The sequence below is a fragment of the Corallococcus exiguus genome (assembly GCF_009909105.1).
GTDB classification, from domain to species: Bacteria; Myxococcota; Myxococcia; order Myxococcales; family Myxococcaceae; genus Corallococcus; species Corallococcus exiguus.
Genome location: NZ_JAAAPK010000001.1, coordinates 645,029 through 669,831, shown reverse-complemented (window position 1 = coordinate 669,831; position 24,803 = coordinate 645,029). Strand labels below are relative to the sequence as shown.

At 70.3% G+C, this 24,803-nt stretch carries 23 protein-coding genes; 9 read left to right on the top strand and 14 right to left on the bottom strand.

The genetic code is table 11. From position 1 onward, the window contains the following. Nucleotides 1-7: 7 nt before the first annotated feature. On the bottom strand, nt 8-523 hold the full coding sequence (locus GTZ93_RS02775; RefSeq protein ID WP_120577448.1) for a peptidylprolyl isomerase: 516 nt from the start codon (nt 521-523) through the stop codon (nt 8-10). 139 nt (nt 524-662) lie between these two features. Next, the gene (locus GTZ93_RS02770) at nt 663-1,154 is read right to left on the bottom strand and encodes a DUF2721 domain-containing protein (protein WP_120577438.1); all 492 of its coding nucleotides are present in this window, start codon (nt 1,152-1,154) and stop codon (nt 663-665) included. 115 nt (nt 1,155-1,269) lie between these two features. Between GTZ93_RS02770 and GTZ93_RS02765 the strand changes: the two genes are divergently transcribed. From GTZ93_RS02765 to GTZ93_RS02750, 4 genes are all read left to right on the top strand, one after another. Beyond that, entirely contained in the window at nt 1,270-1,758 is a 489-nt protein-coding gene (locus tag GTZ93_RS02765) for a MerR family transcriptional regulator (protein WP_120577439.1), read from the top strand. Next, nucleotides 1,755-4,478, top strand: a complete 2,724-nt coding sequence (locus GTZ93_RS02760; RefSeq protein WP_139922129.1) for a VIT domain-containing protein — start codon at nt 1,755-1,757, stop codon at nt 4,476-4,478. Before GTZ93_RS02765 ends, GTZ93_RS02760 begins: the two co-directional genes overlap by 4 nt. A gap of 101 nt (nt 4,479-4,579) precedes the next feature. After that, complete coding sequence (locus tag GTZ93_RS02755; protein ID WP_139922128.1) at nt 4,580-5,728, top strand: hypothetical protein; 1,149 nt, start codon at nt 4,580-4,582, stop codon at nt 5,726-5,728. 41 nt (nt 5,729-5,769) lie between these two features. Then, complete coding sequence (locus GTZ93_RS02750; protein WP_120577442.1) at nt 5,770-6,408, top strand: phospholipid scramblase-related protein; 639 nt, start codon at nt 5,770-5,772, stop codon at nt 6,406-6,408. A gap of 3 nt (nt 6,409-6,411) precedes the next feature. Here GTZ93_RS02750 and GTZ93_RS02745 read toward each other — a convergent pair whose 3' ends face one another. Both GTZ93_RS02745 and GTZ93_RS02740 read right to left on the bottom strand, forming a co-directional pair. Continuing rightward, nucleotides 6,412-6,705, bottom strand: coding sequence for a YkvA family protein (locus GTZ93_RS02745; protein ID WP_233597072.1), 294 nt, complete (start codon nt 6,703-6,705; stop codon nt 6,412-6,414). Nucleotides 6,706-6,798: 93 nt separating this feature from the next. Continuing rightward, a complete protein-coding gene (locus tag GTZ93_RS02740) occupies nt 6,799-7,854 on the bottom strand; it encodes an ABC transporter ATP-binding protein (RefSeq protein ID WP_139922127.1) in 1,056 nt (351 codons plus the stop codon). Between the two features lie 179 nt (nt 7,855-8,033). Here GTZ93_RS02740 and GTZ93_RS02735 point away from each other — a divergent pair, with 179 nt between their 5' ends. After that, complete coding sequence (locus GTZ93_RS02735; RefSeq protein ID WP_139922126.1) at nt 8,034-8,660, top strand: nuclear transport factor 2 family protein; 627 nt, start codon at nt 8,034-8,036, stop codon at nt 8,658-8,660. Nucleotides 8,661-8,747: 87 nt separating this feature from the next. On the opposite strand, the gene gyrA is transcribed toward GTZ93_RS02735, so the two are convergent. The 3 genes from gyrA to GTZ93_RS02720 form a co-directional block, all read right to left on the bottom strand. After that, nucleotides 8,748-11,561, bottom strand: coding sequence for a DNA gyrase subunit A (gyrA, locus tag GTZ93_RS02730; protein ID WP_139922125.1), 2,814 nt, complete (start codon nt 11,559-11,561; stop codon nt 8,748-8,750). Nucleotides 11,562-11,824: 263 nt separating this feature from the next. After that, on the bottom strand, nt 11,825-12,589 hold the full coding sequence (locus GTZ93_RS02725) for a tetratricopeptide repeat protein (RefSeq protein WP_121758243.1): 765 nt from the start codon (nt 12,587-12,589) through the stop codon (nt 11,825-11,827). A 90-nt stretch (nt 12,590-12,679) separates the two neighbouring features. Beyond that, nucleotides 12,680-13,525, bottom strand: a complete 846-nt coding sequence (locus GTZ93_RS02720) for a class I SAM-dependent methyltransferase (RefSeq protein ID WP_161662631.1) — start codon at nt 13,523-13,525, stop codon at nt 12,680-12,682. Nucleotides 13,526-13,800: 275 nt separating this feature from the next. Here GTZ93_RS02720 and GTZ93_RS02715 point away from each other — a divergent pair, with 275 nt between their 5' ends. From GTZ93_RS02715 to GTZ93_RS02705, 3 genes are all read left to right on the top strand, one after another. After that, the gene (locus GTZ93_RS02715) at nt 13,801-15,135 is read left to right on the top strand and encodes a M24 family metallopeptidase (protein WP_121751579.1); all 1,335 of its coding nucleotides are present in this window, start codon (nt 13,801-13,803) and stop codon (nt 15,133-15,135) included. 148 nt (nt 15,136-15,283) lie between these two features. Further along, complete coding sequence (locus GTZ93_RS02710) at nt 15,284-15,643, top strand: response regulator (RefSeq protein ID WP_120594668.1); 360 nt, start codon at nt 15,284-15,286, stop codon at nt 15,641-15,643. Nucleotides 15,644-15,666: 23 nt separating this feature from the next. Further along, nucleotides 15,667-16,413, top strand: a complete 747-nt coding sequence (locus tag GTZ93_RS02705; protein ID WP_139921432.1) for an endonuclease/exonuclease/phosphatase family protein — start codon at nt 15,667-15,669, stop codon at nt 16,411-16,413. Here GTZ93_RS02705 and GTZ93_RS02700 read toward each other — a convergent pair. From GTZ93_RS02700 to GTZ93_RS02670, 7 genes are read right to left on the bottom strand one after another with little or no spacing between them, the layout of a single operon-like run. Next, the gene (locus GTZ93_RS02700; RefSeq protein WP_139921430.1) at nt 16,389-17,192 is read right to left on the bottom strand and encodes an acyl-CoA thioesterase; all 804 of its coding nucleotides are present in this window, start codon (nt 17,190-17,192) and stop codon (nt 16,389-16,391) included. The genes GTZ93_RS02705 and GTZ93_RS02700 overlap by 25 nt on opposite strands. 60 nt (nt 17,193-17,252) lie before the next feature. Next, nucleotides 17,253-18,467 carry a hypothetical protein gene (locus GTZ93_RS42590; RefSeq protein ID WP_257979406.1) on the bottom strand — a complete coding sequence of 405 codons (1,215 nt, stop codon included), beginning with the start codon at nt 18,465-18,467 and terminating at the stop codon, nt 17,253-17,255. A 19-nt stretch (nt 18,468-18,486) separates the two neighbouring features. Next, nucleotides 18,487-20,103, bottom strand: a complete 1,617-nt coding sequence (locus GTZ93_RS02690) for a TIM44-like domain-containing protein (protein WP_161662630.1) — start codon at nt 20,101-20,103, stop codon at nt 18,487-18,489. After that, complete coding sequence (locus GTZ93_RS02685; protein ID WP_120580051.1) at nt 20,100-20,729, bottom strand: TPM domain-containing protein; 630 nt, start codon at nt 20,727-20,729, stop codon at nt 20,100-20,102. Before GTZ93_RS02685 ends, GTZ93_RS02690 begins: the two co-directional genes overlap by 4 nt. Nucleotides 20,730-20,767: 38 nt before the next feature. Then, on the bottom strand, nt 20,768-21,448 hold the full coding sequence (locus tag GTZ93_RS02680) for a uracil-DNA glycosylase (RefSeq protein ID WP_139921426.1): 681 nt from the start codon (nt 21,446-21,448) through the stop codon (nt 20,768-20,770). A 56-nt stretch (nt 21,449-21,504) separates the two neighbouring features. Then, nucleotides 21,505-22,071 (bottom strand): hypothetical protein, encoded by a 567-nt coding sequence (locus GTZ93_RS02675; RefSeq protein WP_139921424.1) that lies wholly within the window; start codon nt 22,069-22,071, stop codon nt 21,505-21,507. Beyond that, the gene (locus GTZ93_RS02670) at nt 22,068-22,820 is read right to left on the bottom strand and encodes a hypothetical protein (protein ID WP_139921422.1); all 753 of its coding nucleotides are present in this window, start codon (nt 22,818-22,820) and stop codon (nt 22,068-22,070) included. Before GTZ93_RS02670 ends, GTZ93_RS02675 begins: the two co-directional genes overlap by 4 nt. Nucleotides 22,821-22,963: 143 nt before the next feature. Here GTZ93_RS02670 and GTZ93_RS02665 point away from each other — a divergent pair, with 143 nt between their 5' ends. Beyond that, the gene (locus tag GTZ93_RS02665) at nt 22,964-24,685 is read left to right on the top strand and encodes a CpaF family protein (RefSeq protein WP_161662629.1); all 1,722 of its coding nucleotides are present in this window, start codon (nt 22,964-22,966) and stop codon (nt 24,683-24,685) included. Nucleotides 24,686-24,803: the final 118 nt, after the last annotated feature.

Genomic DNA, 24,803 nt, shown 5'->3' with positions numbered 1-24,803 from the left:
GGCGGGATTACAGCTGGCCGCTGTCCTCGATCTTCACGGGCTGGCGCGTCGCGCCGGACTGGCTGCCCACGCCTTCAATCTTCTTCACCACGTCCATGCCCTCGACGACCTTGCCGAAGACGACGTGCTTGCCGTCGAGCCAATCCGTCTTGGCCGTGGTGAGGAAGAACTGCGAGCCGTTGCTGTTGGGGCCGGCGTTGGCCATGGAGAGGATGCCCGGGCCCGTGTGCTTGTGCTTGAAGTTCTCGTCCGCGAACTTCTCACCGTAGATGGACTCGCCGCCGTAGCCATTGCCGAGCGTGATGTCGCCGCCCTGGCACATGAAGTTCGGGATGACGCGGTGGAAGGGCGTGCCCTTGAAGTGCAGCGCCTTGCCACCGCGGCCGGTGCCCTTCTCGCCCGTGCACAGGGCGCGGAAGTTCTCGGCGGTCTTGGGGACGTCGTCGGAGAACAGCTCCATCACGATGCGGCCGGCGGGCTGGCCACCAATCGACATGTCGAAGAAGACCTGGGCGTTTGCCATGTTCACGTGCTCCACGGTGAGGGTTGAGCCTGAGAGGCTGCGGAATCCTGCGCGATACCAGGCGCGCGGGCCGGGACCTACCAGACCCGCGCGTCTCGGAGGCACCCGCTAGCACCTTCGCGTGCGCTGCGGAACAAATTCAGGGCGCTGGCGGGTCGCCCGGCCGCCCGTCGCGGAAGAGCTCCGCGCCCTCCAACGTGATGGCGCGGCGGCTCAAACGCAGCGACGCCAGGGCCAGCACCGCCGTGGAACCCAACAGCCCCACGCCCAGGGAGAAGGACATCACCGGCAGCCCCTCCGGCACCGCGACGCTGCGGCGCAGCAGGTACAGGAGCGACGTCACCACGAAGGACAAGAGCGCCGCGTAGGTGAAGCCAATGGCCCGGGCGAGGATGGCGTGGCGGCGGTCCATGATGGCCACCTCCTCGCGCAGGAGCGAACGGCGCGCATGGCCCTCCGGCAGCGTGCGCCACTCCCGGACCATGTCCCGCATCCGCGCGGTGATGCGCGAAATCTGATTGTCCAGGCCGGTGGCCAGGATGCCGCACCCGGACACCATCACCGCGGGCGTCACCGCCGTACCAATGAGCTGGATGGAGGAGGGGTCCAGGCCGTCCACGCCGACGTTCATGCCCCCTTCTGTCCCACCGCCCGCCCGGCCGCCACCCCCTGCATCCCGACACCATCACTGACAAATCGCCACCGTAGTCTTGACACCACAACTGTCACAACCTACTGTCAGGTTCGTGAGCACGCCCAAGACACAGACGGAGTGGAAGCTGACCGCGCTGGCGGAGGAGGTGGGCATCTCGCCTCGCACGGTCCGCTATTACGTCCAGCGGGGCCTCCTGCCCGCGCCGCCCTTCAAGGGGCCGGACACGGTCTACGGAGAGGAGCACCGGGTGCGGCTCAAGGCCATCCGGGTGCTCCAGGCGAGGTTCCTGCCACTGGACGCCATCCAGGCGGAGCTCTTGCGGTTGTCGCCGGAGGAGCTGCGCCGGCTGGCGGAGTCGCCGGTGGGCTCGGGGACGTTGCCGGTACCGGAGGACGTCCTCCGGATGCCCCCGAAGCGGCCGGGAAAAGACCCGACGGTGGAGGTGGCGCGTTACCAGCGCTGGCTCCTGGCGCCGGGGTTGGAATTGCACGTGTCGGAGCAGGCGGAAGCGAAGGTCCGGGCGCTGGCCGAGCGGGTGCGCGCCCTCATCGAGGAGTTCCAGGAAGGAACGCGGTCATGAACGAGCAGGCGAAGTGTGGGCTGTTCACGCGGGACGGGGCCCAGGTGCCCCTGCAGGGAGTGGAAGTCTCCGGTGAGCTGCTCGGGGGGCACGCGCGGGTGCGCGTGACGCAGCGCTACCGCAACGACGAGAAGAAGCCGGTGGAGGCCATCTACACCTTCCCCCTGCCCTCCGACGCGACGCTCAGCGCCTTCTCCATGACGTGCGCGGGCCGCCGCGTGGCCGGCGTGGTGAAGGAGCGCGAGGCGGCCTTCCGCGCCTACGACGACGCCATCACCGAAGGTCACGGCGCGGCGCTGCTGGACCAGGAGCGCGCCAACGTCTTCACCGCGCAGGTGGGCAACCTGCTGCCGGGCGAGGAGACGCTGGTGGAGGTGGAGTTCCTGCAGACGCTCACCGCGGAAGAAGGCAGCGTGCGCTGGATGCTGCCCACGCTGGTGGCGCCCCGGTACATGCCCGGCGCGGTGCACGGCGACCGCACGGGCCACGGCAGCGCGGCCCCCACGACGCGGGTGCCGGACGCGGACCGCATCTCCCCGCCCACGAGCATGAACGTGGACTACGGGCTGCGCATGGACCTGCTCATCGACGTGGGCCGTGACGTGGTGGTGGAGAGCCCGTCCCACCGCATCACCGCCACCCGGGACGGCACCCGCACGCGGGTGACCCTGCAGCGCGATTCGTTCCTCAAGAACTTCGCGGGCAACGAGGTGGCGCTGGACCGCGACGTGGTGCTCACGATGCGCAACGCCAACCCGGACGTGATGCTCACGCCCGTGGTCACCCACCGGAAGGCGGAAGGCCCCGGCACGTTCGCGCTCACGGTGGTGCCGGACCTGCTGAACCTGGCGACGACGCCGCCCCGGCAGGAGGTGGTGTTCGTGGTGGACACGTCCGGCTCCATGGACGGCGACAGCCTGCCCCAGGCCCAGGCCGCGCTCCGGCTGTGCCTGCGCCACCTGCGTGAAGGCGACCGCTTCAACGTCATCGCGTTCGAGAACTCGTTCCGCTCCTTCTCTCCGCAGACGGTGCAGTTCACCCAGCGCACGCTGGAGCAGGCGGACGCGTGGGTCGCGGGGCTGAGGGCCTACGGCGGCACGGAGCTGCTGGAGCCGATGGTCACCGCGATGAAGGCCGCGCCGGACGGCGTGGTGGTGCTGCTGACGGACGGCCAGGTCGGCAACGAGAACGAGATCCTCGAGGCGGTGCTCGCGGCGCGCGGGACGGGGCGGGTGTTCTCGTTCGGCATCGGCACCAACGTGAGCGACGCGCTGCTGCGCGACCTGGCGCGCCGCACGGATGGCGCGGTGGAGTTCATCCACCCGGGAGAGCGCATCGACGAGAAGGTGGTGGCGCAGTTCTCGCGGGCACTCGCGCCGCGCGTCACCGACCTGGAGGTGCGCTTCGACGGTGTGGAGGCCAGCGAGCTGGCGCCGGCCACGCTGCCGCCGCTGGTGGATGGCACGCCGTGGACGCTCTTCGGGCGCTATGCGCAGGCGGGCACGGGCAGCGTGACGCTGAAGGGGAAGTCGGGCCGTGAGCCCTTCTCCCTCACGGTGCGGTTGGATTTGCCCGCGCTGTCGGACCGGCCGGTGGTGGAGAAGTTGTGGGCCGCCGAGCGCATCCGAGGCTGGATGGACGCGGGGCTGGTGGGCCGGCGCGCGGAGGCGATGAAGGAGCGCATCGTCCGGCTCGCCGTCGAGCACCAGCTGGCCACGCAGTACACGTCCTTCGTGGTGGTGGAGGAGCGCCAGGGCGACCGCCGTGCATCCGGCACGCCGGACACGCGCGTGGTGCCGGTGAACGCGCCCGCGGGCTGGAGCATGTTCAACCAGGCCGCTCGGGACATGGACGACGAGCACGTGCCGGAGGGCGGGCTCGTGGACGCGCTCCCGCCGGCGCGGGCGCCCGTGATGAAGCGGATGGCTTCGAAGTCGATGCCCGCGCCCGGAGGGATGCCCGGGGCGGTCGGCCGTTCCCGGGGCGGCGCGGTGCCCCCGCCGCCTCCAAGCCTGTCCGCGCCCTCGCCCGCTCCCGCGCGCGACCTGGGGCCGGAGCCCACCACCGGGTCGTCCTTCCAGGCGGAGTTCGCGGATGGCTCCGGGCCCGGGGGCGCCAGCGCGCCCATGGAGCGCAGGGAGCAGGAGTCCGCGAAGAGCGCGAAGAAGGACAAGGGCGGGTTCTTCGACCGGCTGATGTCCGCCGCGAAGCCGCGCAAGGACGCCGCCATGCAGAGCGCCCCGGAGCTGGAGCGCGTCGTCAAGGAGAAGGCGGAGGTGGTCTACGAGCAGGAGGAGGAGTCCCTGCCGCTGTCCGTGGCGGAGGCCTCCATCCCCACCGAGGACGTGGGCGGCATCCTGGGCCAGCAGCTCGCGAACGGGCTGTGGGCCGGCACGGGTGAAGGACCGGAGCCGGTGCGTCAGGCTCGCGCCACAGCGCGGGTGCTGTTGGTGCTCCTGCGCGAGGGCATCACCAGCAGCCACCCGCTGCACGGCGCGCAGGTGAAGAAGGCCGTGGACGCGCTGCTCGCGCTGGCCTCGCAGCTGGGCCAGGCGCCGGACGTGGCGGAGCTGGCGCTGGGCGTGGCGTGGCTGGTGGCGGCGGGTCCGCGTACGCGGGGCCGCATCGAGCAGGCCGCGAAGCCCCTTCCGGGTCTGGACGGGCGGCTGGGGGACATGGCCGCGCTCCGCCAGCACATGGAGACGTTGGCGACGCGGTAGGCCGCCGCGTGGCGTCACCCGGGCCCCGGGCCTCCTTTCCAGGAGGACCGGGGTCCCGGGTCTCCCGTCTTTCCGCGGGGGTGACTAGGGTGGGAGCCTGCATGGTCCTCGCGCCCTTCTTCCTGGCCGTCCTCGTCGCAGCGCAGCCCGGTCCTTCGCCCCGGGAAGGCGCGGCACCTCCCGCCGTTACGTCTTCCGGGCCCGTCTCCGCGCCGCCGCTCGTGTCGAGTGACGAAGCCTGCGCCGCCGAGTCCGACTACGCGGCGGGCTTCGACGCGTTGGTGCACGGACAGGAGGCGCAGGCCCTGGAGTTGTTGGAGCGCGTGATGCAGGTGTGCCCCGGGCATCCGTACGCACCGGAGCTGGCGCGGCTGGCGCGGACGCGGATGGAGCCGGGCGCGCGGCTGGCGCAGGACACGCTGGCGCGGCCGGTGGTGGCGGAGCCAGGGGTGACTTCGCAGGAGGGACCGTCGCAGCAGGCCCGGGCGTCGTTGACCGTCGTGCAGACGCTGCACGGCATCACCCAGGGCGTCATGCTGTGCTCCATCTCCAACTGCCAGGACGGGCGCGCGTACGTGGCGGTGGCGCTCCTGGGCGGCGGCGCGGGGGCGGCGATTTCGATGCTCGCCACCCGGAGCGGGCTGACGCGGGGCCAGGCGGCGGCCATCAACTCCGGCACGGTGTGGGGCTTCGGCTACGGCCTTGCGTCCGGAAGCTCGTTCGACCTGGAGGGAGAGAGCTCCACGGGGGCGGTGATGGCGGGGGCGCTGGGCTTCACGGGCCTGGGCATCCTGGTGGCGGAGTTCGCGCGGCCCACCGCGGGCCAGGTGTCGCTGGCGAACTCCGGCGGCCTGTGGGCGGGCGTGGTGGCGGGGCTGGTGATGGCCACCCAGAGCGGTGAGACGCGCGACTTCATCGCCATCGAGCAGGGCGTGGTGGGCGCGGGCCTGCTCACCTTCGCGCTGGTGGGGCGCAACCTGGACATCTCCCAGGGCCGGGTGCTGCTCATCGACGCGGGCGGCATCCTGGGCGGCCTGGTGGGCTTGAGCGCGATGTTCCTGGCGCTGGACAGCGACCACGGGGACGCGCTGCTGGTGGGCACCGCCGTGGGCGTGCTGGCCGGCCTGGGGACCGCGACCTTCCTCACGCGTGACTTCGATGCACCAGACAACACTCCGACCGTCTCTGTCGCCCCGGCGGCCATGGGGCGGCATGGGGGGATGGGGCTCGCGGTGCTCGGGCAGTTCTAGACTGCGGCCGCAGTCCTCCTTCGGCCTTCCCGGAGCCGCCCATGCCCGACGAGTCCCAGGCGCTGACCCTCTTGCGTGACGAGCACACGTTGCGCGTGCGACAGGTGAAGGAGTGGGGCGAAATCCTCACGGGCTTCGAGGGCCGCAACCGCTACGAGGTGGTGGGCGACGACGGACGCCCGCTCTTCTTCGCGGGCGAGGTGGGCAGCGGGCTGGGCCTGTTCCTCCTGCGCGGCTTCCTCAAGGCGAAGCGGCCCTTCAAGATGGAGCTCAAGTCCGCGCGCGGGGAGACGCTCCTGCGGCTGCGCCGCCCGTGGCGCTTCTGGCTGTCCCGGCTGGAGGTGGAGGACGGCGAGGGACGGCACCTGGGCGCCATCCAGCAGCGCTTCCGCTTCTTCACCCGCGCCTACGACGTGCTCGGGCCCAACGACGAAGAGCTGGCCCACTTGAGCGGGCCGTTCTTCAGGCCCTGGACGTTCAACGTGGAGCAGCAGGGCCGCGAGGTGGGGACCATCGCGAAGAAGTGGAGCGGGTTCGGCAAGGAGATGTTCACGGACGCCGACAACTTCGGCGTCCGGTTCAACGGCCTGCACGACCCGCACGTGCGGACGCTGGTGGTGGCCGCGACGTTCCTCATCGACTTCGTGCACTTCGAGGACCGCCGCGGCGGCAACGACTGACGGCTAGGAGTGCCGGCGCAGCGTGGGCACGCGCGTCTGGCCCTCCTCGTCACGCGGGAGTCCATCGAACGCGGGCTCACCGGCGGGCGGGGCGGGGCGCCAGCGCTGGACCTCGCGCACCATGAAGAAGGCCGCGGCGGACAGCACGCCCAGGTCGTCCAGCCAGCCGAACACGGGGATGAAGTCCGGAATCGCGTCCACGGGCGACACGAAGTACAGGACGGCCAGCAGCCCGGACAGCTTGCGCCACGTCGCCACCCGAGGGTCGCGCACGTAGTGGAAGAAGCGGGTTCCCATTCCTCGAAGGCCTGCGATGTTCATACCCCTCCCTACGCATGGGGGACGCGGGTGATTGCACCATCCGTGCCGGGCGCTTGCACGCCTGGTGTGCTAGCGGCCGGCGCCAGATGTCTCCTCCAGCACGTCCGCGCGGCCCGCGACCTCTAGCCGGGCGCGGCTGCCTTCGCGAAAAGGGGCCGAGGAGGCGGCGCGCACCACCAGCGCCATGCCCGCGCAGGACACGGTGAAGTCCACGTGCGCGCCCCGGAAGGCGCGCTCCAGCACCTCCGCTCGCAGGGCTCCGCCCACCGCGACGCCGTCCGTGTCGGGGACGAGCCGCAGCGCTTCCGGGCGCAGGGAGAGCATCACCTCGCCGCGCGCCTCCGTGCTCAGCGGCAGGTTGCCCAGCGCCGTGCGCGCGACGCGACCGAAGGCTGAACCGGGCAGCAGGTTGGTGCCGCCCAGGAAGTACGCGGCGAAGGCGCTGCGCGGTGCTTCGTAGACGGACTCGGGTGCGCCCTGCTGCTCCACCGTGCCCCCACGCAGCAGCACCAGCCGGTCCGCGAAGGCCAGCGCGTCCCCCACGTCGTGCGTGGCGAAGAGCACCGCGGTGCCTCGTGCCTTGAGCACGCGGCGCCACTCTCCGAGGACGTTGGCGCGCAGGCCGGCGTCCATGCCGGCGAAGGGTTCATCCAGCACCAGCAGCTTCGTGCCAGAGGCCAGCGCGCGCGCCAGCAACACGCGCTGCCGCTGTCCCCGTGAGAGTGTTCCGCAGGTGCGCGCTTCCAGGTCTTCCAGCTGGAACAGCGCCAGCATGCCGCGCGCGTGCGCCAGGCCTTCGCCCTTGGGCTGCACGCCCATCACCACGTCGCGCACGGTGAGGCCGGATTCGAGCTCCGCGTCGTGGAGGACGCGGCGCAGCGGACGCTGCTCCGGGGGCACGAACACGTCCGGCCCGGCGACCACGCGGCCCGCGAGCGTGATGGTGCCGGACGTCGGCTGCTCCAGGCCCGCAACCAGCCGCAGCAGCGCCGTCTTCCCGGAGCCGGAGGTGCCCATCAGCGCCACCGCGTCCCCCGGCTCCAGCGCCAGCGACACGTCGCGCACCGCGGGGGTGGCGGCGCCGAGGAACTTCAGGGTGAGGGCATCGAGCGAGAGGAAGGCCATGACGGCGGGCACACTACGGTGCGGCACCGGCCGGGCCAAGCACCGGCCACCCGACCCGGTCCCAACCTGTCCGACTGTCGGACAGGCTCGTGCGGTGCGCTCCGTGGAGGGGAATCCCAGCGAGGGCTTCCGCGCCGTGGGATTAGGCTCTTCGCCTTCCCCTTTTTCCGGGAGTCCCCATGTCGCGCCTGCTCGTCGCTTGTGCCGTCCTGCTGGGAACCGCGTCCTTCGCCCAGGCCCCCGCGGCCTCTCCGTCGCAGCCCAAGGCCGCGGCCGCCGCTCCGGAGAAGCCAAATCCGATCAAGGCCTCCGCGGAGCGCACCCAGGCCGCGCTCGCCCAACTGCCCAAGGCGAAGCCCGAGGACGTGAAGTCCCAGGACGCCATCCTCAAGGCGCTCTACGACGTCATCAGCGGACCGGCGGGCGCGCCACGCGACTGGCAGCGCTTCCGCTCCCTCTTCTATCCAGGTGCCCAGCTCATCCCGCTGGGGAAGCCGCCGGGCGCGACCACGCTGGCGGCCCGCCCCATCACCCCGGAGGACTACGTGACGTGGGGCCAGGAGAGCACCGCGACGCATGGCTTCTTCGAGAAGGAGATTGCGCGCCAGACGCACGCCTTCGGCGCGCTGGTGCAGGTCATGAGCACCTATGAGGCGCGCGGCACGCAGGACGGGCCGCTCATCGCCAAGGGCGTCAACAGCATCCAGCTCTTCAACGACGGCCAGCGCTGGTGGGTGATGAACATCTTCTGGATCGACGAGAAGACCGCCGGCCTCACCGTGCCCAAGGACCTCACCCAGAAGTAGTCCCCCCGCACCAACGAAGAGGGCCGGGTCCCGGAGCGCGCATCCCGCGTCCCGTGCCCGGCCCTCCCGTGCTTCTACCGCCTGGACTCAGCCTTCCGAGCCGGGCTCACCTTCCGTGCTGGCCGGGCCAGCCTCGTCCGCCGGAGCCTCCGGCGAAGACTCCTCCACCGGCGCGGCCTCCGACGAAGCCTCGGCGCTGGCCCCTTCCACTGGTGAGGTGGCCTCCGTCTCCTCCTCGGACTCCTCGCCTTCGGGCAGCTTGGAGATGGCCATCACCTTCTCCTCGCCGTTCTCCAGCGCGATGAGGCGCACGCCCTGCGTGTTGCGGCCGATGACGGAGATCTCCTTCACCTTCATGCGGATGAGCATGCCGCCGTTGGTGACGATCATCACCTCGTCGCTGTCCTTCACCTGCACCACGCCCACCACGCGGCCGTTCCGCTCGGTGGCCTTGATGTCGATGATGCCCTTGCCGCCACGGCCCTGCTGCCGGTACTCGGCGCCTTCGGTGCGCTTGCCGTAACCGTTCTCCGTCACGGTGAGGATGGCGCTGCTCTGCTCCGCGGGCGCCTGGCCCTCCTCCGGCTCCTTGTCCAGGAGGTCCGCGCCCACCACCTCGTCGCCGTCCTCCAGCGTGATTCCCTTCACGCCGTAGGCCTGACGGCCCATGGAGCGGACATCCTCTTCCTTGAAGCGGATGCTCATGCCCGTGGCCGTGGACAGGAGGATGTCCTTGGTGCCGTCGGTGATCATGACGCCCACCAGCTCGTCGCCCTCGTCGATGCCCAGCGCGATGATGCCGCTGGCGCGGACGCTTTCGAACGCGCTCAGGTCCGTGCGCTTCACCACGCCCTTCTTCGTGACGAAGAAGACGTAGCGGTTCTCCGGGAAGTCGCGCGTCACCAGCACCTGCGCCAGCCGCTCCCCTTCCCCGAACTGCACCAGGTTCACGATGGCCTTGCCGCGCGACGTGCGGCTGCCCTGCGGAATCTGGTGCACCTTCAGCGAGTACAGCTTGCCCTTCGTGGTGATGGGCATGAGGTACGCGTGCGTGCTGGCCACGAACACCTTGGTGACGAAGTCGTCCTCCTTCGTCCCCGCGCCCGTCTTGCCGCGCCCGCCGCGCTTCTGCGCGCGGTACTCCGACAGGGGCGAGCGCTTCACGTAGCCCGTGTGCGACAGCGTGACCACCATCGTCTCTTCCGCGATGAGGTCCTCGCGGGTGAGGTCATCCACCGCGCCGGTGATCTCCGTGCGGCGCTTGTCGCCGTAGCGCTCGCGGATCTCCATCAGCTCCGCCTTGATGACGGAGAGCAGGCTCTTCTCATTGGCGAGGATGTCGCGCAGGCGCGCGATGTCGCGCACCAGCCCGATCAGCTCCTTGAAGAGCTCCTCGCGCTGCAGGCCGGTGAGGCGCTGCAGGCGCATCTCCAGGATGTTCTGCGCCTGGTCCTCGCTGAAGCCCGCGCCCTCGTACTTGTGCTCCAGGCCGCCGTAGGCCGGCTCCTCGTTGCGCGCGCGGCTGACCAGCAGCTCCATCTGCGCCTTGGCCTTCGCGTAGTCGATGCGGTCCAGGTTCTGGAAGCGCTCGCGCGTGTACAGCTCCGGCGACAGGATGTTCATCAGGCCCCAGCGCGCTTCATCCGGGTCACGCGACGCGCGGATGAGGCTGACCACCAGGTCGATGAGGTCCTGCGCGACGAGCAGGCCTTCCACGATGTGCATGCGCGAGAGCGCCTTGCGCAGCTCGTAGCGCGTGCGGCGCGTCACCACGTCGCGGCGGTGCGCGATGAAGCGGTCCAGCAGCTCCTTCAGGTTGAGCGTGCGCGGCTGCCCGCCGTCGATGGCCAGCATTACCGCGCCGAACGTCGTCTCCATCTGCGTCATGGAGAAGAGGTTGTTGAGCACCACCTGGTTGATGGCGTCGCGCTTGAGCTCGATGACGATGCGCATGCCCTGACGGTCGCTCTCGTCACGGATGTCGCTGATGCCCTCCAGCTTCTTCTCGCGCACCAGCTCGGCGATCTTCTCGATGAGCCGGGCCTTGTTCACCTGGTAGGGGATCTCCGTGACGATGATGGCCTCACGGTCGCCCTTCTTGTTCGTTTCAATCTCCGTGCGCGCGCGGATGGTCATGGCCCCGCGGCCCGTCTCGTAGGCGCGGCGGATGCCATCGCGGCCGGTGATGATGGCGGCGGTGGGGAAGTCCGGCCCCTCGATGAACTCCATCAGGTCCAGGACGGTGCAGTCCGGGTTGTCGATGAGGTGCAGCGTCCCGGTCACGACCTCGTTCATGTTGTGCGGCGGGATGTTGGTGGTCATGCCCACCGCGATGCCGCTGCTGCCGTTGACGAGGAGGTTGGGGAACTTGGCCGGCAGGACGAGCGGCTCTTCCAGCGAGTCGTCGTAGTTGGGGCCGAACTCGACGGTCTCCTTGTCGATGTCCCCCAGGAGGTCCTCCGCCAGCCGCTCCATGCGCACTTCCGTGTAACGCATGGCCGCCGGCGAGTCGCCGTCCACCGAGCCGAAGTTGCCCTGGCCGTCCACCAGCAGGTAGCGAAGGCTCCACTCCTGCGCCAGGCGCACCATGGCGTCGTAGACGGAAGAGTCGCCGTGCGGGTGGTACTTACCGATGACGTCACCCACCACGCGCGCGCTCTTCTTGTAGGCGCGGTTGTGGAGGTTGCCCAGGTCGTTCATCGCGAAGAGGACGCGACGGTGGACGGGCTTCAGGCCGTCGCGCACGTCTGGCAGCGCGCGGCCGATGATGACGGACATCGAGTAGTCGAGATACGAGCGGCGCATCTCGTCTTCGATGTTGATGGGAATGAGCTCTCCAGCGCCGCTCGACGGAGGAGGCGCGGGGGGCGTTGCCGGCGTGTCGGTGGTGTCGTCAGCCATGGGCTCTGGAAGGTGCGGACGGGCCCCTCACGTGGGGGGCTCCGCCCGATGGGAGAGTGTTCGTAACCCCCGGATTTCCCTCAGTCAATAAGGGAAACAGGGGGGATTCGCCCCGGCTGCCCGCCCGCCCGGTTCCAGGGGTCGGAAAGGGCCTTTCCGGGGCACCCGGAGGGAACATCCGGGCGGTGCGTTTTCAGCCCCACCGGAGGCCGTTTCCGGGCCCGCGTCCGGGGCCCGTTTCCAGGCCGTTCCGGGCCCGTTTTTCAGGCCTTGGGGCGGAGGTTCGCGGCCAGCCGTTCGGCCTCCGCGCCCACGCCGCCCTCGGGGTCCTTGGCCTTCGCGGTTTCGAACGCGGCGAGCGCCCCTTCGCGGTCCCCGCGGAGCCTCAGGGCCACGCCCACGTTGAGGTGCGCGGAGGCGTTGTCGCGGTCCATGGCGAGCGCCTCGCGGAACAGCGTGAGCGCCTGGTCCACGTCGCCGGACAGGAGCGCCTCGCGGCCCGCCTGGACGCGCTTGTCCGCGTCGTTGACCAGCTCCACCTCGAACACGCTCTTGCCCACCACGTTGGCCACGAGCACGCGCAGGATGCCGCCCCAGTAGAAGGACAGGCCCTCCGCGGCGACGACGGCGGCCAGGGGCAGGTCGGGCAGCAGCTGCTTGCCCCGGAACTTGAAGCGGACCTTGGTGTAGCGGCCCTTGTTGGTCCAGTGGACCAGCTCGCCGCGGAGCTTCTGGAAGCCGGCCTCCAGCTGGGCCGGGTCGATTTCGAAGGGCAGCACCCGGCCCTTCGGCTCGCCCGCGGGCAGGCTCTTGGGCGTGGACTCGCGGGGGTCGGCCACGGGGCCGGAGTCGAAGACGGGCTCGGCCTCCAGCACGGGGGGCTTCGGAGAGGAGGCGGAGGCGCGACGGGGCTCCACCTTCTCCACCTTCGCCTTCACTGGCCGGGCCGGTGTCTTCGCGGGCGCGGCGGGGCGCGCGGGCTGCTTCTTGGCCTTCGCGGGGGACTTGCGGGATGCCGTCTTTGCCATGAGGCCACTCTAAGCGACCCACTCCCCCGCCGCTCGTGAAGTCGCGCGAAGACGAAGTCGTGAAGACGAAGTCGTTCGGAGACGGCGGCGCTAGACAGGGCCTGGACGGTGGCCCCAGACGCCCACCATGAGGCTGGGCACCAGCACGCCGCCGTTGGAGCGCAGCTCGGCGGTGAGGCGGGCGGCCAGCGTGTCGATGTCCACCTCCATGGCCAGCGCCACGCCCAGCCGCTCCATGTGGGGCAGGAGCGTGCGCACGGTCTCCACCAAGGCGTGCGTGGTCTCCGCGTCCGGCGTCACGCCCAGCCGCCCGCCCACCACGCCGTCATCCACCACCAGCCCGGCCCGCCGCAGCGTGGACACCAGCTCCAGGCCCATGTGGACCTTGATGCCCACGCGTTCGCAGGTGGGCAGCATCCAGTTCCAGACCCGGTTGAACAGCGGCAGCTTCGGGTGCGCCAGGCCCATGGCCGCCAGCTCCAGTTCGTGCAGCGCCAGCACGCCGCCGGGGCGCAGGTGCTCCACCATGCGGCGGACGAACGTCACCGGGTCCGGCTGGAACATCACCACCAGCCGGCCGACGATGGCGTCGAAGGGGGCGCCGACGGGCAGGGACTCCAGACTGCTCTGCTGGAAGCGCACGTGGGGCAGGCCGCGCGACTCGGCGCGGCGCTGGGCGCAGGCGAGGACGCGGGCCTCGCGGTCCACGCCCACCACCTCGCCCGTGGGGCCCACCAGCTCCGCGGCGAGGAAGGACACGTCCCCCACGCCGCAGCCCACGTCCAGCACGCGCATCCCGGGCTTCAAGCCGGCCCCGCGCAGCACTCCCTCCGTCAGTGGCGAGTACACCTGGGCCTGGAGCATCAGCCGTCGCAGCTCCCGGTCCTCGTTGCCCTGGACGTACTCCGCGGCGGAACTCATTTCTTCGACACGCATGTGCGACTCCGGGGTTGGAGACGACGCGCACGGTCGCAAGCCCTGGCGCCGTTCGCGCCCTCCCGGCGGTCCCGACGCAATGACAGACAGCCATCCGCGCCCGAGACCCGGGGGCAGGGCCATGTCCATCCACGAACAGGCTCACGTCCCGGACATGTCTCTTGTGATTCCGGGACTTCCGGGTGAAGCACCTGCGCGGTGCACGGCGTGTGGGTTGTCGCGCGGCGTGGCCGTGAAACAATCCGCGCCCTCCCCCCACCAGGAAGAGCGCATCCATGACGCGTGTCCGGCCCGTCCTCCTCTCCGCCCTGCTCGCTGCCTCCCTCGCCCACGCCGCGCCCGCCGTGCCCGCCGCGGAAGGCGCGTGGCCTCGCGTGCGCAAGGAGCGCCTCCAGAAGCTGCTGCCCCAGGCCATGGCCCGCGCGGGCGTGGACGCGTGGGTGGTGCTCTGCCGTGAGAACGACAACGACCCGCTCGCGGCCCACGTGGGCGGGGAGAACGCGGGCGGCACCGCCGCGTTCCTGTTCCTGCGCGACGGCGACTCGCTGCGCTCCACCGCGCTCTCCCCCGAGGGCGAGGCCACCGCGCTCCGGGACATGGGCGTGGTGGACGAGGTGGTGGCCTTCGAGCGCGGCGCGGACGTGAACGCGCTCATCGCCGCGCGCCTCACCCAGGCGAAGCCGGCGAAGGTGGCCATCAATTCGTCGGAGCGGATGTCCATCGCGGACGGCCTGTCCGCCACGCAGCGCGCGAAGCTGGAGGCGGCGCTGTCCCCCGCGCTGCGCAAGAAGCTGGTGTCCTCCGAGGACCTGGTCTCCGAGTGGCTGTCCGTGAAGACGCCCGAGGAGGTGGACATCATGCGCAAGGCCGCGGACATCACCGCGAAGCTGGAGGAGGAGGCGTACCGCACCGTGGTGCCCGGCAAGACGCGGGACTCGGACGTGGCGCGCTTCCTCAAGAAGCGCATCGCGGAGCTGGGCGTGGGTGACGGGTGGCAGCCGGACCAGAACCCCAACGTGAACAGCGGGCCCACGCGCGGGCACTCGAACGCCACCGACCGCGTCATCCAGCCGGGGGACTTCATCCAGACGGACTTCGGCATCCGCGTGGGAGGCACGTGGGTGACGGACATCCAGCGCTTCGCGTACGTGCTGGCGCCGGGGGAGAAGCAGCCTCCCGCGGAGGCGCTGGCGAAGTGGGAGAAGTCGAAGAAGGGCAGCCGCATCGCGCTCGCGGCGATGAAGCCCGGCGTGCGCGGCTACGACGTGGACAAGGCCCAGCGCGACTGGATGCGCGAAGCGGGCTCCGAGCCCGTGATGTGGGGCACCGGCCATCCCGTGGGCTACTGGGCCCATGACGCAGGCCCCGCCCTGTCCGGCGCGGCGTCCGGCAAGCCGCCCGCGGGCTCCTCGCTGCGCAAGCTCCAGCCCGGGCAGGTGTTCGCCTTCGACGGCTTCTACGCGTGGAAGGACGGCAGCAGCCCGGACGCGCTGCGCATCCTCTCCGTGGAGGAGATGGCCGTCGTCACGGAGACCGGCGCCGAATACCTCAACCCACCCCAGGAGCAGCTCATCCTCATCCCCTCTCCTGTCACGGCCGCGAAACAGTGAGGGCCTGAGGCCCGCCAAGCGCCCACACCCTACGACGTGGGTGGCCCCGACCCCGGCAACTCGCACCGTGGGGGTGTGGCGCGCGGACGCGCGGGCTCGGATACACTCGTGCGCATCGCGCGCGCCGCTCAGGCGCTGGAGGAGCGCCATGCCAACCGTGCTGGTCATCGACGATGACCTCTTCGTGCTCGCGACCGTGGGAGACACCTTGCGGGACGCGGGCTACACGGTGCTCACGGTGCAGTCCCCCGCCGAGGCCTTCCACCTGGACCTCACCGGCATCGCCGCCATCCTGTGCGACTACAACATGCCGGACATGAACGGCTCCGACGTGCTCGTCGCCATGCGCGAGCTGCAGGAGTGCCGCGCGCCGTTCATCTTCCTCACCGGCCACTCGGACCTGGATGACCTGCTTCCCGTGGCCATCCGCTACGGCGCGGAGCTGCTGCCCAAGCCGGTGGACCCCGCGGAGCTGACGCGGCTGTTGCGCAAGCAGATCGCCGCCTGAGCCGTTCCGAGTTCGCCGGGCCCGTGCGACTCAAGGTCCTCACCCTGAACGTGGCGCACGGTGCGCCGTTCGCCGTGCCCATGCCCTTCCTGCGCGGGCGGTCCGCGCTGCTGGGCACGCTGGACCGGGTGGCGGCGCTGCTCGCCCGTGAAGGCGCGGACGTGGTGGCGTTGCAGGAGGCGGACCGGTCCAGCCTCTTCAGTGGACGGGTGGATCAGGTGGCCCGCATCGCGGAGCAGGCCGGGTATCCGCACGTGCATCACGGCGTGCACTCCGGCGTTCCGGGACTGTTCGCGCAGGGCACCGCGCTGCTGAGCCGGCAGCCGCTGGAGTCACGCGACACGGCGCATTTCGGCCGCGACCGGCGCGTGGACAAGGGCTACGTCGTGGCCACGCTCGCCGGGGAGCGCGGGCCGGAGGTCGTGTCCCTGCACCTGGATCCGTTCTCCGCGGCGGTGCGGCGGAGGCAGGTGGACCAGCTCATCCACGCCCTGCGCCAGCGGCCACAGCGGCCTCGCCTGGTGATGGGTGACTTCAACGCGGAGGACGTGGACGGCCCCGTGGCCCGCCTGTGCGCGGAGCTGGGACTGCACACGCCCTCCGAAGGCGAGCCCACGTATCCCGTTCCGCACGCGCGTCAGCGCCTGGACCAGGTGCTCATCTCCCACGCCCTGCGCTTCACCCGCTACGAGCGCCTGCCCGACGCCGTCTCCGACCACCACGCCGTGGTGGCCGAGCTGACGCTTCAGCCGAGCACGGCGACGAGCTGACGGCACTGCGCGAGCAGCGTGCCGTCCTCCGCCCAGAGGAGCTGGGTCTCCTCCGTGTAGCCCTCCGCGGCCTGGCGCGAGCGGCCGGTGCGCAGGTAGTGCGCGTCCGGCGCGATGCCCTTCACCGGGAACGGCTGGAAGAACTGCACGCTGAAGTCCACCGACGCCGCAGCGCGGAAGCCGTCCAGCCGAGACAGCACGGACGGCGGATACGCATCCATCAACCCCACGCACAGCGCCGGGTCCAGTGCCGTGGGAACGCGAGGCCGCAGCCACCCGCCGACCTCCGCCTCGGGCCCGCCCGAGTACGGCGCCGAGCCCACGCAGTAGCGGTACTCGAAGAAGCGGCAGAAGTCCGGCATGGGCACGTCGTCAGGGACGGGCGTGAGCGTCCCGGGCGCGGGCACCTTCGGCATGACGAAGTCCATGTACTCGGGAGCCCCACCGCGAGCGGCGCCAAAGGTCGCCGTGGCGACGGCCACCACGACGCCGCCGCTCTCCACTCGCGCGGTGGCGTGGGTGACGAACTTGCCGGCGCGCTCGATGCGCGTGTGCAGGTCCGCCACGCCCTCCACAGCGGGCGAGCAGAAGTGCACGGTGAACGAGCGCACCTGCCGTTGGGGGTCGTTCAGCTGGTGCTCCATCGCACGTAGCACCTGCCCCGCCACCACGCCGCCGTACGCACCCCGGCCCTGATACCAGGGCGCCTCGTAGCGCGAGCGGTAGTGCCCGGGTTCCAGCGGTTCAACGAGGGTGGCGACGAGGAAGGGCGCGGTCATGATGCACCGCATCCTAGTGTTCCCGGCGTGGATGTCCCGGGGAGATGCGGGCCCCCGGCGCTACTGGGTGACCAGCTCGCGCAACGTGGTGGTCTGCTTGAGGGGCATCCAGCTGAAGACGCCCTTGCTCAAGCGGGGGTACAGGCTTCCGGGCTCCGCCAGGTAGAGGGAGCTGAAGACCTCAGCGCCGGGACGCTTCTCCGTGGTGGAGACGAGCGTCTCCTGCCCCTTCCCATCACTGTCGGAGAAGACGACCGTGATGGCCGCCAGCCCCGACGGTGGTTCCATGTCGCCGTCATGGACCGTGACGCCGTCACGCGGCTTGGGAACAAGCCAGCTCACGGGGAGCTCCACCTCGAACCGGTCGGGAGCGGTCCACCGGATGGAGGGAAGCGCCTTGTCCTTGCGGCCGGGAGGCTGGAACCACGTGGCGACGGGCTTGCCGTCGGCGGTGCGCGCCACGCCCAGCTGCACCGCGCGCTTGGAGTCCACGTCCGGTTCGCGCCACCACAGCTCCAGGTGATCCGCGCCGAGGACGGCCTTCGCGCTGGCATCCGCCGCGGGCACCGGCTGGTCGTCATGGAGCGTCGCGAGGAGCGTCACCGTGGAGCCCTTGCGCAGCCACTGCACCTTCAGGCCCGCGTCCGCGTCGCCGCTCCAGTTCTTCTTCCCCCAGCTCACCCAGACCGGCGCGGGCGGCGCGGGTTCCTGCGTACCGGAGGCGAGCATCGAGGCGGACCGGTTCGGGACAGGGTCCTCGGTCTGCGATTCGGAGTATTCGTAGGACGAGAGCTCCGTCCGCTGGGAGACCAGGTCCATGCTCCACGCGTGGTACCTGTCACCGGTGTTGCCTCCCACCAGCAGGGGCCCCTTGTTGTCGAACAGCAGGGACACCGCCCCCACGTAGCCCGTCAGGCCATTGCCGCCAAGGGAGAGGGAATTCGGCCTGCCCTTCGTCTTCGATGACGGCGCGCTCGGACACCCGACATGCTCAATCGGGCCCAGCCCATCGCCACGCATGGCGAAGCGCTCGCCGGTGGCCAGCCCCACCAGGACGACGGGCGTCGTGGTGCCGGGCCCTTCTGGCTCCTTGAAGTCGTAACAGACGACGTCGTCCTCCCGGCCATCCCCGTCGAGGTCGAGCTGGAAGCGCTCGCGGACCTCCGGCTTCTCCGCCTTCACGCGCGCATCGAACCAATCCCCGAAGGACTGTGGAGCCGAGGCGGCCGGAGTGGCCGTGACGAGGAGACCGAGCAACGAAAACCAGTGGGACATGTGCATGAAGGACCGTGGCTCAGCCCTGGTACGACTCGTCCTGTTCGATGCGGCTGAGCACCCAGTCGAACTCGCCGGACGTCACGCGCGCCTGGCAGTGCGTGCAGTGGCCCGCCATGTTGATGGACAGCGGGGCGCCGCACGACGGGCACTTCTTCTGCGTGGAGGGCTTGCCCCGCACGCCCCGGCCGCGGATGAGCGTCCAGTACTCGCTGTAGGCGCGCTCGCGGGAACGGCTGCCACCCACGACCTGTCCGTCCTGGTCCCGCACCGTGTAGTCCAGGCTGGACGCGAACACGCGCAGGGTGACGGCGTCGAAGTACTCATCCCGCGTCACGCGCGCGAGCACCAGGTTCGTGATGTGCGCGTTCTCCGTGATGTTGCGCAGGCCCGCCTCACGGTAGGCGTTGATCCAGTACAGCTGCGTCTGGAAGAGGTTGTCGCTGAGGAAGGGCCGCATGCCCTTCCATTCGCGCGCGGCCCACGCGGTCTGCATCTCGTGGAAGATGAACTCCAGGCGCTTGCGCAGCGCCAGCGGCGTCGCTTCCGGGTCGTCATGCAGCAGCGCGTTCAGCCGCTCCTGCGAGCGCGAGTCCTTGATGGTGGGCAGCTCCGTGCCCTGCTCCTCCGTGGTGCCGGTGAGCTGGGGGCCGCGCCGCTCGCGCTCCTGCGACGCCACGCGCGTCACCACCCAGTCGAACTCGCCGGTGTTCACCACCGTGTCGCAGTACGAGCACTTGTGGCCGTGCACGGACTCCAGTGGCGCGCCGCAGTTCGGGCACTTGAAGGCGCGCACGTCCTCCGGAGGCCGGGACTTCGCGGACGCGTCGCGCTCCAGCAGCCACTCCTCCGCGACGTACCAGCTCTGCTCGGAGCCGGAGGAGACCTCCGTGTAGTTGGCCTCGAAGCGCAGGACGACGCGGACGCGCTGGCTGTTCGCGCTGATGCCCTCCACGGATTCGTACGTGACGGCGCCCACCACCACGGCCTTCACCGCGTCCGGAGTGCCCAGTTCGTGGAGCGAGTCGATGGCGCCGTCGGACAGCCAGCCGCCCAGTGTGTCCAGGCGGCCACCGCCGCGCGCCTCGTGCACGCGGGCGAAGAGCGAATAGACGAAGTCCTCGAAGAGGACGATGGAGAACTCGGGGTCCAACGGATGCACCGACCCGTCCGAACCCTTGGGCCCCACGCGGGCCAGGCGCGCGAGCTTCGTGCGCAGCGAACCCTGGCGCTGGGGCGGCGGAGGCGCATGGGGCGCGGTGGTGCTCCAGTCCCTCTGCCCCGCGCCCATCTTCATGTTCATGACGACGATGGCGACCACGCCCATGACGACGATGAGCAGGCAGAAGCCCCCGAACGCTCCGCCTCCACCCGAGGACGACGAGCTACTGGAGCTGTAGTGGGGGCCGGAGCTGTACGAGGATCGGCTGCTGCTGGAGCCGAAGGAGGACGACGAGCTGCGGCTGCTCGACGAACTCCGGCTGCTCGATGAACTGCGGCTGCTCGACGAGCTGCGGCTGGAGCCCCGATAGGAGCTACCCCCGCCGGGGCGCGCGTCGGCGTCCGGGATGGAGGCGAGGCCCAGCCCGAGGAACAGCGCGACCGCGAGAAGGAGGACGGAGTGGGAGCGCCTCACGCCACGGCTCCGGGCATGTCCGGCAGTTCATTCACGTCATCCTCCAGGCGGGGCAGCACGCGCGAAAGCGGTGCCTGGATGCGGCGCAGGGCCTGGAGAAAGGGCTCGGGCGCGGTGGACGCGGTCAGCGCGGCGGACAGCTGCGTGAGCGCGTCCTGCCACTCGGCGCCCATGAGCGAGGTGTCCACGCCGTAGTCGGTGACGACCTCCACGCGGCGCTCGAAGAGGGAGACGAACACCAGGATGCCGGTGCGGCGCGACGTGTGCGAAACGCCCAGCTCCGTGAACGCGGCCTTCGCGGCGGTGCGCACGGAGTCCTCCTGGAGCTTGCGCGGGGTGAGCGCGCGGCGCAGCGACGGCAGCAGGCGGCCGCCCATCACGCCCGCGGCGTAGGCCAGGAGCACGACGGGCGGGAAGGCGAAGAGGTGGACCTCCTGCGGGATGAACAGGAGGACCAACAGCATGACGAAGGCGACGGCCGCGCCCAGCCGTGCATCGGTGTGGGCGTAGTCGCCGGAGGCGCGGCGCACGGACACCACCACCTCCGCGGCGGTCTGGGACTCAATGGCCGCGACGGCTTCAGCGGCCTGGGTGCGTGCGGCGTCTTCGAGGAAGGTCGTGGCCATCGTGGGCAGGCACTATAGCCAACCCACGCGACACGCTCCTATGAGGGCAGCTGCCAGTCGATGGTGTGCTGGCCGTGCTTCTTCAGCGCGGCGTTGGTGGTGCTGTACGGCTTGCTGCCGAAGAAACCCTTGCTCGCGGACAGCGGCGAGGGGTGCACGCCCTCCAGGACGACGTGGCGCTTCTCGTCGATGAGGGCCTTCTTCTTCTGCGCGGGCTTGCCCCAGAGGAGGAAGACGACCGGGTCCTCCTTGGCGCTGACGGCGCGGATGACGGCGTCGGTGAAGGGCTCCCAGCCGTGCTTCGCGTGGCTGTTGGGGGAGGCCTGGCGCACGGTGAGCACGGTGTTGAGCAGGAACACGCCCTGCTTCGCCCAAGGGATGAGCGACCCGTCGCGAGGCTTCGGCGCGCCCACGTCGCTCTGGAGTTCCTTGAACATGTTCACGAGCGAAGGCGGAGCAGGCACGCCGGGCTGGACGGAGAAGGCGAGTCCATGGGCCTGACCCGGGCCGTGGTAGGGGTCCTGGCCCAGGAGCAGCACGCGCACGTCCGCGTAGGGCGTGAAGCGGAACGCGGAGAACACATCCTCCTCCGCTGGGAACACGGTCTGTTCCTGGCGTTCCTTGCGCACGAACTTCTCCAGCTCCGTGAACGACGGAGCATGGATGGCGTCATGCAGTACTTCCTTCCAGTCCTCGGGCAACCCATCGGCCAGGCTCATTGCGTCCCTCCGTGGGCCGCACCCTAGACCAGCGCGCGCGTCCTGAGGGGGCCCGCTTAGGGATTGGGGCTCCCGGCGTCCAGCCATTGGGCTGGAAACGAGGGCTGCGGTTCGCCCCAGGAGGTGTCTCCCACGGGGATGGACGGGTTCGAAGGGCCGGTGGGCACACCTGCATCGGGGCTGACAGGGGCGCGCGTTCCATCCGGCTCGCCATCGTGAAGCCGCCGCAGGATGCGTCCGTCCGACAGTCGAACCGCGTACGTGACACCGCCGTCCAGCAACAGCCTGCCGGGTTCACAGGCACGCGGGTCCAGGTCCATGCGGATGAAGACGATGTCCCCTTCACGGAGGAGCCTGAAGCGATGGGCCTCTCTCTTGCTCCAACAGGACAGTCCCTCCTGCTGGCGGGGAAGGAAGTCATCGGCCGCCACGACCATGGCCCGAAGCAGATTCCCTTCCAGCGAGTACGGCTGCCCCGGAGCCCCGATGGTCAGCGCCTCTCGCGCGAACATCTCCGGGAAGACGATGGAGCGGTCCTCCGACGCCAGCGAATCGGACGGACTCGCCTCGCGTCGCATGCACCCGAAGCACAAGACCGCACCCACGAGCAGCAGCCGCTTCATGGTCCCGCCCCTTTCAGGCAGGGGCCCTGGAGTTTCTGGAGGGTGAAGTCCAATGCGTCCGCATCGTGCCATGTGACGCGCCCCGTCTGCTCGCATTGCCATCCCGCCGATGCGGTGCGTGTCCACTTCAGCAACTGACCCGTGAGGGGAATGTACTGGTGGAAGCCATCACACGACGCGGGCTCCATCGCATTGGAGAAGAACGCGACGATGGAGAGCCTCACGCGTCCGCCCTTCGTTTCGGTCTCGAAGCCATGCACCCGGCCCTCGGAGACGATGAAGCGCAGGTCATTCGAGGACAGCGCACTGCCATAGGGATGGTTGTGGAGGGCGTAGATGTAGCGAATCGAGTCGGCGGGATACCGCGCATCCGCGACCTTGGAGGGCAGCAGGCAACTCTTGCTCCGCTGAGCGGGATCGACCTTCGACTGGTCGGTGAGCCGGCTGACGGCGTACTGATGCTCCGGCGTGTAGTACAGCCATGCGCAGTACTCGCTGGAGACGCGCCAGTGGGTGCTGAAGCTGGGATGATCCGGGCGGCCCGCGCTGGCGTGGGGCTTCGAGAGAATCTTTCCACACGCGGCCAGGAGCGCATCCGAGGCCGACTCGAACGGCCCCAGCAGGGGACCCGGGATTTCCTCCAGGAAGGGAGCCCCGGGCTCTGGCCGCACGAGGTCCGGGTCGAGCACTGCGGAGGACGCGCAGCCCCCAAGCCAGCACACCAGGCAGCACCACCAGGGACCGCGCATGGGCTGGCACCCCTTCCTCGGGAACGGAGGGCGGATGACCACCTCCGGGTGGCATCGTGCCGGAACGCCGCACCGGAAAGCGAGCAGGCACTCAAGGCGGGAGCTTGGGGCCCGGGCCGGAGCGCGCTAGCCTTGCTCCCGCCATGACGATGTACACCGAGTCGCTCCGCGCCTTCCTCAAGCCCGTCCTCCTCTACCTGGACGACGAGTCGGTGTCGGAAATCATGATCAACGGCCCCACCGACGTGTGGATCGAACGCAAGGGCCGGTTGATCAAAACGGATGCCTCCTTCTCCGAAGAAGGTCTGATCGGCGCCGCGCGCAACATGGCCCAGTTCGTGGGCCGTCCCCTGACCGAGGAGCGCCCCCGCCTGGACGCGCGTCTGCCCGACGGCAGCCGCATCCACGTGGTGATTCCGCCCATCGCGCGCAACGGCACCACGATTTCCATCCGCAAGTTCTTCAAGGACAAGCTGAGCATCGACTCGCTGTTGAAGTTCAAGTCGCTGACCAAGCCCATGGCGCGCCTCATCGAGGCCGGCATCGCCACCAAGCTCAACATGCTGGTGGCCGGCGGCACGGGCTCCGGAAAGACGACGCTGCTCAACATCGTCTCGTCCCTCATCCCGGACGAGGAGCGCATCCTCACCATCGAGGACTCCGCCGAGCTCCAGCTCAACCAGTCCCACATCGTGGCCTTCGAATCCCGCCCCGCCGACAAGTTCGGCAAGGGCGCCGTGGACATGGGAGACCTGCTGCACTCCGCGCTGCGTCTGCGCCCCGACCGCATCGTGGTGGGCGAGGTGCGCGGCGGCGAGGCCTTCCACCTCATGCAGGCCATGAACACCGGCCACGGCGGCTCGCTGGCCACCACGCACGCGAACACGCCCACGGACACGCTGCGCCGCATTGAATCCCTGTGCCTCATGTCGTCCGTGGAGCTGCCCATGGTCGCCGTGCGCGCCCAGGTGGCCAGCGCCATCAACTTCGTCATCTGCTGCGAACGCCTCCACGACGGCAGCCGCAAGACGATTGCCCTGTCGGAGGTGCTGCCCCTCAACGAGAAGGGCGAGTACCGCACCCAGGACATCTTCGTCTTCACGCCCGTCGCCAAGGACGAGCACGAGAACATCCTGGGCTACCACGCGCCCACCGGCATCATCCCCAACTTCATCCAGAAGGCGCGCGCGTACGGCTTCGACGACCTGGACGACGCCTTCTTCGACCCCGCCACCTACGGCGTGCCGCCCCCGCCCAGCTTCCAGGTGGGCGAGGCGTACACCCTGCGCTGGGCCCCCTCGCTGAAGCACCGCGAGCAGGGACTGCCGGACCCCGCGCACTTCAAGGAGGACTGGGCGAAGTTCGAGCAGGTGCTCCGCAACGCGGCCCCGGACGGCCCCGTCGCTGGCCCCAAGCCGGCGGCGACCCCGCCCAAGCCCGCCGCCGCTCCGGCTCCGCCGCCCGCGAAGGCCGCTCCGGCGCTGCGGCCCTCGACGCCGCCGCGCCCGCCGCCTCCGCAGGACGACGACAAGACGCCGCCGCCCACGCGCAACCCGTTCGCGGAGCAGGAGGACACCCGCTCCACGCCGCCCTCCGAGCCATTGGTGCAGGTGTCCGAGGACCTGCTCGCGGAGGCCCCGCCCGCGCGCAACACGCCGCCGCCGCGCCGGCCGCCGCCCGCCCCCGCGCGTCCCGGCACCCCGCCGGCAAACACGCTGCGAGCGGGTGCCACGCCCACGCGCCGTCCGCCGGGCCCCCCCCCGCCGCCCTCGGATGAGGACGAGGACGACGACCGGCCGAAGACGGAGCTGAACACGTCGGAGAAGACGCAGATCCGCCCGGTTCCGGATCGTACGCGCCGGTAGCCGCCCAAAGGCGAGGGGACCCTGTCCGGGCTTCCCCGGCCACGGCGACGTGAAACCTCCACGCGGGAGGCCCGGCGCCGGACACCGGTGTCGCCCCCGGGTGGGTGGGGCCCTGTCC

What these genes read in the sequence shown, in the direction of transcription:
- GTZ93_RS02665 (WP_161662629.1), top strand. Translation starts at nt 22,964, where the DNA reads ATGACGATGTACACCGAGTCGCTCCGCGCCTTCCTCAAGCCCGTCCTC.
- GTZ93_RS42590 (WP_257979406.1), bottom strand. Translation starts at nt 18,467, where the DNA reads ATGTCCCACTGGTTTTCGTTGCTCGGTCTCCTCGTCACGGCCACTCCG.
- GTZ93_RS02670 (WP_139921422.1), bottom strand. Translation starts at nt 22,820, where the DNA reads ATGCGCGGTCCCTGGTGGTGCTGCCTGGTGTGCTGGCTTGGGGGCTGC.
- GTZ93_RS02740 (WP_139922127.1), bottom strand. Translation starts at nt 7,854, where the DNA reads ATGGCCTTCCTCTCGCTCGATGCCCTCACCCTGAAGTTCCTCGGCGCC.
- GTZ93_RS02720 (WP_161662631.1), bottom strand. Translation starts at nt 13,525, where the DNA reads ATGCGTGTCGAAGAAATGAGTTCCGCCGCGGAGTACGTCCAGGGCAAC.
- GTZ93_RS02675 (WP_139921424.1), bottom strand. Translation starts at nt 22,071, where the DNA reads ATGAAGCGGCTGCTGCTCGTGGGTGCGGTCTTGTGCTTCGGGTGCATG.
- GTZ93_RS02725 (WP_121758243.1), bottom strand. Translation starts at nt 12,589, where the DNA reads ATGGCAAAGACGGCATCCCGCAAGTCCCCCGCGAAGGCCAAGAAGCAG.
- gyrA (WP_139922125.1), bottom strand. Translation starts at nt 11,561, where the DNA reads ATGGCTGACGACACCACCGACACGCCGGCAACGCCCCCCGCGCCTCCT.
- GTZ93_RS02735 (WP_139922126.1), top strand. Translation starts at nt 8,034, where the DNA reads ATGTCGCGCCTGCTCGTCGCTTGTGCCGTCCTGCTGGGAACCGCGTCC.
- GTZ93_RS02715 (WP_121751579.1), top strand. Translation starts at nt 13,801, where the DNA reads ATGACGCGTGTCCGGCCCGTCCTCCTCTCCGCCCTGCTCGCTGCCTCC.
- GTZ93_RS02770 (WP_120577438.1), bottom strand. Translation starts at nt 1,154, where the DNA reads ATGAACGTCGGCGTGGACGGCCTGGACCCCTCCTCCATCCAGCTCATT.
- GTZ93_RS02750 (WP_120577442.1), top strand. Translation starts at nt 5,770, where the DNA reads ATGCCCGACGAGTCCCAGGCGCTGACCCTCTTGCGTGACGAGCACACG.
- GTZ93_RS02775 (WP_120577448.1), bottom strand. Translation starts at nt 523, where the DNA reads ATGGCAAACGCCCAGGTCTTCTTCGACATGTCGATTGGTGGCCAGCCC.
- GTZ93_RS02745 (WP_233597072.1), bottom strand. Translation starts at nt 6,705, where the DNA reads ATGGGAACCCGCTTCTTCCACTACGTGCGCGACCCTCGGGTGGCGACG.
- GTZ93_RS02710 (WP_120594668.1), top strand. Translation starts at nt 15,284, where the DNA reads ATGCCAACCGTGCTGGTCATCGACGATGACCTCTTCGTGCTCGCGACC.
- GTZ93_RS02760 (WP_139922129.1), top strand. Translation starts at nt 1,755, where the DNA reads ATGAACGAGCAGGCGAAGTGTGGGCTGTTCACGCGGGACGGGGCCCAG.
- GTZ93_RS02700 (WP_139921430.1), bottom strand. Translation starts at nt 17,192, where the DNA reads ATGACCGCGCCCTTCCTCGTCGCCACCCTCGTTGAACCGCTGGAACCC.
- GTZ93_RS02680 (WP_139921426.1), bottom strand. Translation starts at nt 21,448, where the DNA reads ATGAGCCTGGCCGATGGGTTGCCCGAGGACTGGAAGGAAGTACTGCAT.
- GTZ93_RS02755 (WP_139922128.1), top strand. Translation starts at nt 4,580, where the DNA reads ATGGTCCTCGCGCCCTTCTTCCTGGCCGTCCTCGTCGCAGCGCAGCCC.
- GTZ93_RS02685 (WP_120580051.1), bottom strand. Translation starts at nt 20,729, where the DNA reads ATGGCCACGACCTTCCTCGAAGACGCCGCACGCACCCAGGCCGCTGAA.